The 10,016-nt window shown below is 71.0% G+C and carries 7 protein-coding genes; all 7 read left to right on the forward strand.

Annotated features, from left to right (window positions below):
* Positions 1–286: 286 nt before the first annotated feature.
* The 7 genes from RBS60_RS11875 to RBS60_RS11905 all read left to right on the forward strand — a co-directional run bounded on the left by RBS60_RS11875 (position 287) and on the right by RBS60_RS11905 (position 9,880).
* Positions 287–787: an HNH endonuclease gene (locus RBS60_RS11875; protein ID WP_307957765.1), complete on the forward strand. Its 501-nt coding sequence runs from the start codon at positions 287–289 to the stop codon at positions 785–787.
* Entirely contained in the window at positions 751–1,575 is an 825-nt protein-coding gene (locus RBS60_RS11880) for an NTP transferase domain-containing protein (RefSeq protein ID WP_307957766.1), read from the forward strand. The genes RBS60_RS11875 and RBS60_RS11880 overlap by 37 nt, the downstream gene beginning before the upstream one ends.
* Complete coding sequence (locus tag RBS60_RS11885; RefSeq protein ID WP_307957767.1) at positions 1,572–1,889, forward strand: DUF6457 domain-containing protein; 318 nt, start codon at positions 1,572–1,574, stop codon at positions 1,887–1,889. Before RBS60_RS11880 ends, RBS60_RS11885 begins: the two co-directional genes overlap by 4 nt.
* Positions 1,886–3,307, forward strand: a complete 1,422-nt coding sequence (locus tag RBS60_RS11890; protein WP_307957768.1) for a molybdopterin-binding protein — start codon at positions 1,886–1,888, stop codon at positions 3,305–3,307. Before RBS60_RS11885 ends, RBS60_RS11890 begins: the two co-directional genes overlap by 4 nt.
* A 77-nt stretch (positions 3,308–3,384) precedes the next feature.
* Positions 3,385–5,712, forward strand: a complete 2,328-nt coding sequence (locus RBS60_RS11895) for an FdhF/YdeP family oxidoreductase (protein ID WP_307957769.1) — start codon at positions 3,385–3,387, stop codon at positions 5,710–5,712.
* Positions 5,713–5,747: 35 nt separating this feature from the next.
* Positions 5,748–6,608, forward strand: a complete 861-nt coding sequence (gene fdhD, locus RBS60_RS11900) for a formate dehydrogenase accessory sulfurtransferase FdhD (RefSeq protein ID WP_307957770.1) — start codon at positions 5,748–5,750, stop codon at positions 6,606–6,608.
* Between the two features lie 131 nt (positions 6,609–6,739).
* On the forward strand, positions 6,740–9,880 hold the full coding sequence (locus tag RBS60_RS11905; protein ID WP_307957771.1) for a glycoside hydrolase family 38 C-terminal domain-containing protein: 3,141 nt from the start codon (positions 6,740–6,742) through the stop codon (positions 9,878–9,880).
* Positions 9,881–10,016: the final 136 nt, after the last annotated feature.

The following is a 10,016-nucleotide window of genomic DNA, read 5'->3' on the forward strand; positions in this document are numbered from 1 at the left end:
GGGCAGCGAACGGCCTCCGGATCCAGTCAAGGACGCCCCCTCCCGCACGGGAGGGGGCGTCCTTTTCACCCCGCGGGTGAGCGCATGCCGCAGCCTGCTTTCGCCCCGCGGCGGGGGCCCTCCCAGGTAACCGGACGGTTAACGTTCCCGGACACCTCGGCTCGCCGTGGCCGGCAGTTCGTTGAATCACAGCACGGTTCAGTACTCTTGGAGAGTCGATCAGCCCGGCTAAGCACAGGGCAGCCGGCCCTGTGCCCCTGACCGGGTGCGGCCGTGAGGAATGCGCATGCGCACACTCGTTCTCAATGCTGGATATGAACCGCTCGCGGTGGTCACCTTCCGCCGCGCGCTCGTGCTCGTGCTCGCCGGAAAGGCGAGCGTGGTCGCGGAAGACGGCGAACCAGTCGTCGGACCGCGCGATGTGCTCGGGCGGCCGTCGGTGATTCTCCTCCATCGCTACATCAGGCCCCGGCGGACCTACGTCACCGCTGTCAGCAGACGCGGGGTGCTGCGCCGGGACGCGCATGCCTGCGGCTACTGCGGCAAGCCGGCACACACGGTGGACCACGTACTCCCACGCTCCCGCGGCGGTGCAGACTCGTGGGAGAACCTCGTGGCCTGCTGCCTCCGGTGCAACAACGTCAAGGGAGACCACACCCCGTCGGAAATGGGCTGGAAGCTGCGCTTCACGCCTGCCGAACCCGTCGGCGTCGTATGGCAGATCAAGGAACTGGAGAAGCCCGCAGCACAGTGGAGCGCCTTCCTCGTGCCGGAGACGGCGGCCTGATCTTCGGCTTCGACGCCATCGTCCTCGCAGGAGGGCGCGCGTCCAGACTCGGCGGGCACCCCAAGCCGCAGCTCACCTACCGGGGCGCGACGCTGCTGGACCATGCCCTCGACGCGGTCGACGGCGCGCGTCTCACTGTCGTCGTCGGTCCCGGACCGGGAGAGCCGGGCGGTCCCGACGTGCCGGTCGAGGGTCGGGCAACGCCGGTAACCCCCGGGGCGGTGCCGCGCCCCTCGCGCCACGTGCTGTACACCCGCGAGGTGCCCCTTTACGCCGGGCCGCTCGCGGCGCTGGGCGCGGGTGTGGCAGCGCTCGGGTCTCCTTCGGGGCAGGATGCGGTGCACGATGTGGGGCAGTCCTCCGGCCACGATGCGGAGGTAGCGCCGGACTGGATCGTCGTCGTTGCGGCAGACCTGCCGCGCGCCCCCGACGCCGTCGCAGCACTCCTCGGGCGCGCACGTGATGCGGCGACGCCGGATCCCGTGAGGCCCGAACGATCCCTCGGCGGCGTGGTCGGCGAGGACGGCGAGGGCCGCATCCAACCGCTTCTGGCGGTGTACCGACGGGAGGCGCTGACGGCCGCGCTGAGTCAGCTTTCGACGGACGGCGGCCTCGCCGACCGTCCGATGAGGCACCTCATTGCTAGGCTGGACTTGCTGCCCCTGAAGCTGCCCCCGGGGGTGTCCGACGACGTCGACACCTGGGATGCGGCGCGGCGCTGGGGCATCGAACGGCCGGGCACCGAACGAGTGCCGGGTGCAGCGCCACGGCAGGAGGAAGCCCCATGAGTGAGCCGTCGAGGGACGAGCCCAACGACGCGCCCGATAAGGACGCGGTGCTGCGGGCGTGGTGCGCAGAGCTCTCCGAGGTCCTCGGGCTGGGCGGACTCGATATCGATATCGACGCCGTACTCGGCCTGGCCGGCGTCGCAGCGCATTCGGTAGTGCGCCCGGCGGCGCCCCTGACCACGTTCCTTGCGGCCTACGCGGCGGGCCTCGCGGCCGGAAGCGGCCAGACTGAGCCGGGCGCCGCGATGGAATCGTCGATCGCTGCAGCGCTCACGGCCGCGAAGGCCCGCGGGACGGCCGGTACCGAGGGATGACCTCCGGCCCTCATGCGGCCGGCGACGAGCACGCGCTCCATCTCACGTGGGCACAGGCGCGGGAGGCCGCGGCTGCGGCGGCCCGGGCGCTGCCCCCCGCCGAGGTCCCTCTCGTCCGCGCCGCCGGGCGGTCCCTCGCAGAACCGCTGACAGCCCTGCGCGACATGCCGCACTACACGTCCTCGGCGATGGACGGCTGGGCTGTGTGCGGCACGGGACCCTGGATCCTCGCCGACCCGGGCGAGCCCCTCACCGCGCACCAGGCCGTGCCGATCGTCACGGGGGGCGCGCTCCCGCCTGGTGCGCGGTCGGTCCTGCGCCGCGAGCATGGCGAGGTCCTGCCCGATGAGGATGGACTCCCGCACCTGCGCGTTTCGCCCTCGGCCCCGCCCGGTTCGCCCGGCGGCGGCGCGGACCTCCGGCAGGCGGGCGAGGAGGCCCACGGGGGAGACGTCCTCCTCAAGGCCGGTTCCCTTCTGGGCCCGGCCCAGCTCGCGCTCGCCGCCCTCGCCGGGTACGACGCCGTGAACGTCACCGGGCGACCCCTCGTGAGGATCGTGCGCACGGGCGGAGAAGTGGTCGAGAGCGGACTCCCAGGCCCCGGCCTCGTGCGGGACGTCTTCAGCTATCTCATCCCCCCGCTCGTCGAGGCGTACGGCGGGATCCTTGTGGGCCACCGGAAAATCGGCGACGCCGCCGCCGAGTGGGCTGCGGCGCTCTCGGATGAGGACGCCGCGGCTGATCACGCCACGGCTGAGGGTGCCTCGCGTGCCGGGGCCGCGCACGACGGCGCCGGGTCGCCGGCCGCACCCGCGGGCCCAGCGGACGTCGTGATCACCACGGGCGGCACAGGCCGCGGCGGGTCGGACCACTTCCGCGACATCGTGGCACAGATGGGCGGGCGGCTCATCGTGGATGGCGTGGCAATGCGCCCCGGCCACCCCACCGTGCTGGCGGAGCTGCCGGACGGCCGGTTCTTCGTCGGGCTCCCGGGGAATCCCCTCGCGGCCGTCGTCGGACTCGTGACGGTAGGCGAGCCTCTCCTGGCGGCGCTGTCCGGACGGGAGCCGCTCGCCGCCGTCGAGCTTCCTGCGGGCGAGGTGTTCGAGCCCGAGCTCCGGCGCACGCGGATCCTGCCGTTCCGGCGCATGTACGGCTTGGCGTCGCCCGCGGCCGGCAGCGGGTCCGGCATGCTGCGGGGGCTCGCGCGCGCGGACGGGTTCATGGTTGTGCCGCCGCACGGGCTCGAGCTCGGCGCTCCCGTGGCGTGCATCCCGCTCCCGTGGGGGCGCCCGCTCGGCGAGGGTGCGCCGTCGTCCTCCGCGAAGGCGAAGGCCGCGCCGACCGAAAAGGCCAAGCCGAAGCGGCGGACCGTCGGTTCCCAGGACCCCGTGGACTGGAGCGCCCTCGACGCGTGATACGCCCCGCGGTGCGGGCCGCCGTCGAAAATGGTATCGGAGTCGATATCGGCCTCGATTATGGGCAGTATGGACCCATGAGCAACGAGTCGCGCATTGTGGACATCAACGAGGATTCCCTGCACGTCGGCCATCCCGAGACCTCGGCGGCGGGCCTGACGGCCGTCGCCGTCGCGCTCCAGCGCGGCCTCGAGCAGGCCGGCCCGCTGCGCACGGTGCGCTCCCTGGCCCGGATCAACCAGCGCGGCGGCTTCGACTGCCCCGGCTGCGCGTGGCCAGAGTCCAACGGGCACCGCAAGGCAGCAGAGTTCTGCGAGAACGGTGCGAAGGCCGTGGCCGAGGAGGCCACCGTCTCCGCCGTGACGCCCGAGTGGTGGGAGTCCCACCCCATCGAGACCCTGCGCAACAAGACCGACTACTGGCTGTCCAAGCATGGCCGCATCACCGAGCCCGTGGTCCTGCGCCCCGGCGACGACCGCTATCGCCGCATCTCCTGGACGGACGCGTTCGACCTCGTCGCTGAGCACATCAACGCGACCACGCCGGACCGCTGCGTCTTCTACACGTCCGGCCGCACCGCGAACGAGACAGCGTTCATGTACCAGCTGTTCGCCCGCAGCCTCGGGACCAACAACCTTCCGGACTGCTCCAACATGTGCCACGAGTCCTCCGGATCGGCGCTCAACCCGACGATCGGGATCGGGAAGGGGACGGTGACCCTCGAGGACATCCACGAGGCCGAGCTCATCCTCGTCGTCGGCCAGAACCCCGGGACCAACCACCCCCGCATGCTCTCGGCGCTCAAGGAGTGCCGCGACCGCGGCGGGAAGGTCGTGGCCGTCAACCCGCTTCCCGAGGCCGGCCTCCTGCACTTCAAGGACCCGCAGACCGTCTCGGGCTACGTGGGCGAGGGTGCGACCATCGCGGACGAGTTCCTGCAGATCAAGGTGGGCGGGGACCTCGCGCTGTTCCAGGCGCTCGGTCACCTCCTCCTCGAGGAGGAGCGGCGCGTGCCGGGCAGCATCGTGGAACGTGCGTTCGTCGACGCCCGGACCGATGGCTTCGCGGCCTACGAGGCCGCCCGCGCCGAGATCGACTGGGACGAGACTGAGCGCGCGACGGGCCTGTCGAGGCTCGAGATCGCCACGGTCGCGAACCTCCTCGCCAAGTCCAAGGCCACGGTGGTCTGCTGGGCGCTGGGCCTGACCCAGCAGCCGCACTCGGTGGACACGATCCGCGAGATCGTCAACGTCCTCCTGCTCCAAGGCAACTTCGGCAAGCCTGGCGCGGGTGCCTGCCCCGTGCGCGGGCACTCCAATGTCCAGGGCGACAGGACCATGGGCATCTGGGAGAAGCCCAAGGAATGGCTGCTCGCCGCCCTGGACAGTGAGTTCGGCATCACGACGCCCCGCGAGCACGGCCATGACTCCACCGAGACGCTTGAGGCCTTCGAGAAGGACGAGGTGGATGTGTTCGTCTCCCTCGGCGGCAACTTCGCGCAGGCCAACTCGGACACCGATGCGCTCGAGGCAGGCATGCAACGCGCCGGTCTCACGGTGCACATCTCCACCAAGCCGAACCGCTCCCACGTGGTCCACGGGAAGACGTCTCTCATCCTGCCCACGCTCGGGCGCACCGATCGGGACGACAAGCACCCCAAGGGCCGCCAGTTCCTCTCCGTCGAGGACTCGATGTCCATGGTGCACGCGACCCAGGGACGGCTCGAGCCCATCTCGGAGCACCTCCTCTCCGAACCCGTGATCGTGGCGCGCCTCGCGGCGGCCACCCTGGGGGAGGACCACGCGGTGGACTGGCGCGCGATGGCCGAGGACTACGACGTGATCCGCGACCACATCGCCCGGGTCCTGCCCGGCTTCGAGGACTTCAACCGCCGCGTCCGCGACAAGAACGGCTTCCAGCTGCCCAACCCGCCGCGCGATTCCCGGACCTTCGCCACGGATGCCGGTCGGGCGCACTTCACGGTCAGCCCGCTCGAGTACCTCGAGGCCCCCGCTGGGTACCTCATCCTCCAGACCATCCGGAGCCACGACCAGTACAACACGACGTTCTATGGGCAGGACGACCGCTACCGGGGCATCAAGGACGGCCGCCGCGTGATCCTGATCCACCCCGAGGACCTCGCGGCGCTCGGCCTCGCTGACCGAGAGCTCGTGGACGTGGTGAGCGTCTTCAACGGCGAAGAGCGCCGCGCGGACCGTTTCCGCCTCGTCTCGTACCCGACCGCGAAGGGCTGTGCGGCCGCCTACTTCCCCGAAGCGAACGCGCTCGTGCACCGGGAGAACGTTGCCCGCGAGTCCAACACCCCGGGCTTCAAGGCGATCACGGTGCGCTTCGAGCGGCACACGCCCGGGGACAGCACGGCCCATGCGGGACAATTGAGCTGAGGCATGCGCCTCAGGGACAAGACGAGGAGGACGCCATGGGCCGGCTGAGCCAGCGCCGCAAGGTGCACAAGTACGTCCTGGGCAGCGAGCATCCCGTCCGGCACAAGGAGGACGTCCTCGCCGTGGAGGAACCCCTCGAGATCCGCCTGACCGGGCCCGCAGGCACCCTCAAGTACAGCGTCACGATGCGCACGCCCGGGAACGACTTCGAGCTTGTGGCAGGGTTCCTCGTCTCGGAGGGAGTGGTCTGGGAGTCTGAGCAGCTCGTCTCCGAGCGCTTCTGCGCGGGCGAGGATGCCGACGGGCACCAGACGTTCAACGTGGTCGACGCGCAGCTGAGGCCCGGCGTCGTCCTCCCCGATCTCGGGCGGAACGTCGTCACCTCGAGCGCGTGCGGGATCTGCGGGACGGACTCGATCGATGCCGTCCGCCGCTCGTCCCACTACAGCCCCGCGGACGACGGCGTGCGCCTCCTCCCGGAGCTCGTCGCCGGCCTGCCCGCTCGCCTGCGGTCGGCCCAGGCCCTGTTCGACAGGACGGGCGGCGTGCATGCCGCGGGCCTGTTCTCGATCCACGACGACGGAACCCGCGCCGAACTCGAGTGCCTCCGCGAGGACGTGGGCCGGCACAACGCGGTGGACAAGGTGGTGGGCTGGGCGCTCCGCGAGGGCCGGCTGCCCCTCTCCGGGACGGTCCTCCAGGTCTCCGGACGAGCCTCCTTCGAGCTCGTGCAGAAGGCCGCGATGGCCGGCATCCCCGTCCTCGCCGCGGTGAGTGCACCCTCGACGCTCGCCGTCGAGCTCGCCGAGGAGTCCGGCGTGACGCTCATCGGGTTCAGCCGGGGTGACGGGTTCAATGTGTACGCGGGGCATGAGCGGCTCATCCCCGGCTCCTGAGGTGAGCGGGCTCTCGGCGTGGCATGACATCGCGGCCGGGCCCGAATCGTGACAGGTGCGGCGTTCCGCCGCGCCGTACGGGGGAGTAGTTTGATACCCAGCGGTTAGTCAACTGATTGGATATTCGCCCCGTGCACGACGATCGCCTGATCACCGAGGCCCGCATCGACCGGTTCTTCCGGGAGCGCCTGACTCCAGCCGTCTATCGGCGCACGCTGCCCCTCAGAGCCGAGCGATGGGATGCGCCCGGTGAGCCGGTGCCGTTCGGGAACGCCCTCGCACAGGACTTCCGGCCGGCCGCCTCGGGCGAGGAATGGGGCCCCGCGTGGGGCACCATGTGGCTGCACCTCACCGGCCGCATCCCGCCGGGGTGGGGCGGACCTGGGACCGATCTCGAGGTCCTTGTGGACCTCGGCTACACCGATCAGCAGCCCGGCTTCCAGTGCGAGGGACTCGTGTGGCTCCGCGACGGCGGCATCGTCAAGGCGCTCAACCCGCGCAACCAGTACATCCCCGTCAGCGCGCTCGCGGCGGGGCCGGAAGCCGCAGCTGGCCGAGAAGATGTCGACTTCTACGTCGAGGCGGCCGCGAACCCAGACCTGGCCCAGGACTGGCGCTTCGAGCCGACCCGGCTCGGGGACAAGACCACGGCCGGCGAGGCGCCCCTGTACCGGCTCGGTGCCCTCGTCATCGCAGAGCGGGACACGACCGTGTGGGAGCTCGTCCAGGATGTCTGGGCGATCCGGGGCCTCATGCACGAGCTGCCCGACAATCGGCCCCGGCGCCACCTCATCCTGCGGGCCCTCGAGCGCATGCTCGACGTCATGGACCCGCACGACGTCGCCAGCACGGCCGCCGCGGGCCGCGCGGCGCTCGCGGGGGTGCTTGCCTCTCCGGCCGAGGCCAGCGCGCACCGGATCGTCGCCACGGGCCATGCGCACATCGATTCGGCGTGGCTGTGGCCCCTCCGCGAGACGCAGCGCAAGTGCGCCCGGACCTTCTCGAACGTCGTCGCCCTCATGGACCGCGACCCGGACCTCACGTTCGCCTGCTCGTCGGCGCAGCAGCTCGCGTGGATCCGCGACGGTTATCCGCAGCTCTTCGAACGGATCAAGGAGAAGGCCGCCGAGGGCCGGTTCGTCCCCGTGGGCGGCATGTGGGTGGAAGCGGACACCAATATGCCCGGCGGGGAGGCGATGGCCAGGCAGTTCGTCGAGGGCAAGCGGTTCTTCCTCGCAGAGTTCGGCGTCGAGTGCGAGGAGGCCTGGCTGCCCGACTCGTTCGGGTACTCGGCCGCGCTTCCCCAGATTGTCCGGGCCGCTGGCAGCCGCTGGTTCCTCACCCAGAAGCTCTCGTGGAACCAAGCGAATCGGTTCCCGCACCACAGCTTCTTCTGGGAGGGGATCGATGGCTCCCTCGTGTTCACGCACTTCCCGCCCGCAGACACGTACAGCTCGGACCTGAGCGCCTCGAATCTCGCCCACGCCGAACGCACGTTCCGGGAACACGGCCGCGCGTCCGTCTCACTCGTACCGTTCGGTTTCGGCGACGGCGGCGGGGGGCCCATGCGGGAGATGATGGCGGCGGCCCGCCGGTACGCCGACCTCGAGGGCTCGCCCCGCGTCCGAGTCGGCACCCCGCGGGAGTTCTTCCTCGAGGCCGAGGCCGAGTACACGAGTGCGCCGGTCTGGACGGGGGAGATGTACCTCGAGAAGCACCGCGGGACGTACACCGCGCAGGCGCGGACCAAAGCGGGGAACCGGCGGAGCGAGCACCTCCTGCGCGAGGCCGAGCTCTGGTGCTCTACCGCCGCGGTCCGGTTCGGTATGCCCTACCCGGCGGACGAGCTCCACCGCCTCTGGCGCCTGACGCTCCTACAGCAGTTCCACGACATCCTGCCGGGCAGCTCGATCGCCTGGGTGCACCGCGATGCCGAACGGAACTATGCTGCGATCGAGCGGGACCTCGAGGTCCTCATCGGCAGCGCGGCGAAGGCGCTCGTCGGCACGGGCGAGCGCGACATCTTCCTCAACGCGGCGCCCCACGCGCGAGGCGGCGTGCCCGCGCTCGGAGGGGGCGCCGTCGTGCGCGGACCTGAAGATGACGCGCGAGGCGAGGCGCGCCTCGAACCACGTGCGGCGGGCGGCTGGGTGCTCGACAACGGCGTGGTCCGTGCGGAGATCGACGGTGATGGACTCCTCGTGGCGCTCGTCGACGCGGCGACCGGTCGGAACGCGATCGCGCCGGGCTCGTTCGGCAACCTCCTCGAGCTCCACCGGGATACGCCCAACGAGTGGGACGCCTGGGACCTCGATGAGTTCTACCGGCATAACGTCGTGCAGCTGACCGGGGCGGTGCGGGTGGCGCCCGCCGCGGCCGCCCCGCACGGCGAGGGAAGCGGCGTGCAGGGCGTGGCGGTGCTGGAGGTCGAGCGAGCGTTCGGCGAGTCCAGCGTGCGGCAGCGGCTCGTGCTCGAGGCAGGGGCGGCGGGGCTGCGGATCGAGACGGACGTCGACTGGCACGAGCGGCAGAAGCTCCTCAAGCTCGGCTTCGGCCTCGACCTGCGCGCGGACCGCAGCGCCTCGGAGACGCAGTTCGGCCACGTCTTCCGGCCTGTCCCAGTCACCACCTCGTGGGACGCGGCACGGTTCGAGATCTGCGCCCACCGTTGGATCCACGTCGCCGAGCCGGGCTACGGCGTCGCGATTGCCAACTGCACGGCGTACGGTCACGACGTCACTCGCACGGTGCGCACCGGCGAGCGGCCCGCTGGAGCGTCCGGCGAGTGGGCAAAGGGCGACGGGGGCACGACCACGACCGTGCGGCTCTCGCTGCTCAAGGCGCCGCTGTACCCGGACCCGACGGCAGACGAGGGCGCGCACAGCTTTGCAGTGGTCGTGGTGCCGAACGCCGGGATTCCCGACGCCGTGCGTGAGGGCTACAACGCCAATCTCCCGGCACGGACGGTGCGCGGCGGCCGGGGGATCGAGCCCCTCGTGACTGTGGACCATCCGGGGGCCGTCGTTGAGGCCGTCAAACTGGCCGAGGACGGGAGTGGAGACGTGATCGTGCGCCTGTACGAGTCTCTGGGGGCCAGGACGCGGGCGTCAGTCCGGGCTGGCTTCGACTGTGCGGGCGTCGAGGCGGTGGACCTGCTCGAGAGGCCCCTGAGGGGGAGCGTGCCGACGCCGATCGAGTCCGGCGACGAAGGCGTTGCCAGCCTGAGGCTGCGCCCGTTCGAACTCGTCACCCTTCGGCTGCGTCGGGCCTGAAGGGGCCGGGCCTCGAAAGGGGCCTTCCGGGCTTAAAGCCGGGCTCTTCTGGCCTTAAAAGGCTGAGTGGTGGGGGGCCCCGGCCCGCCCCACACAAACCCCCCAAAAAAAAAAAAAAAAAAAACACCACAAACAC

This window comes from Sinomonas sp. ASV486 (assembly GCF_030908215.1).
Taxonomy (GTDB): domain Bacteria; phylum Actinomycetota; class Actinomycetes; order Actinomycetales; family Micrococcaceae; genus Sinomonas; species Sinomonas puerhi.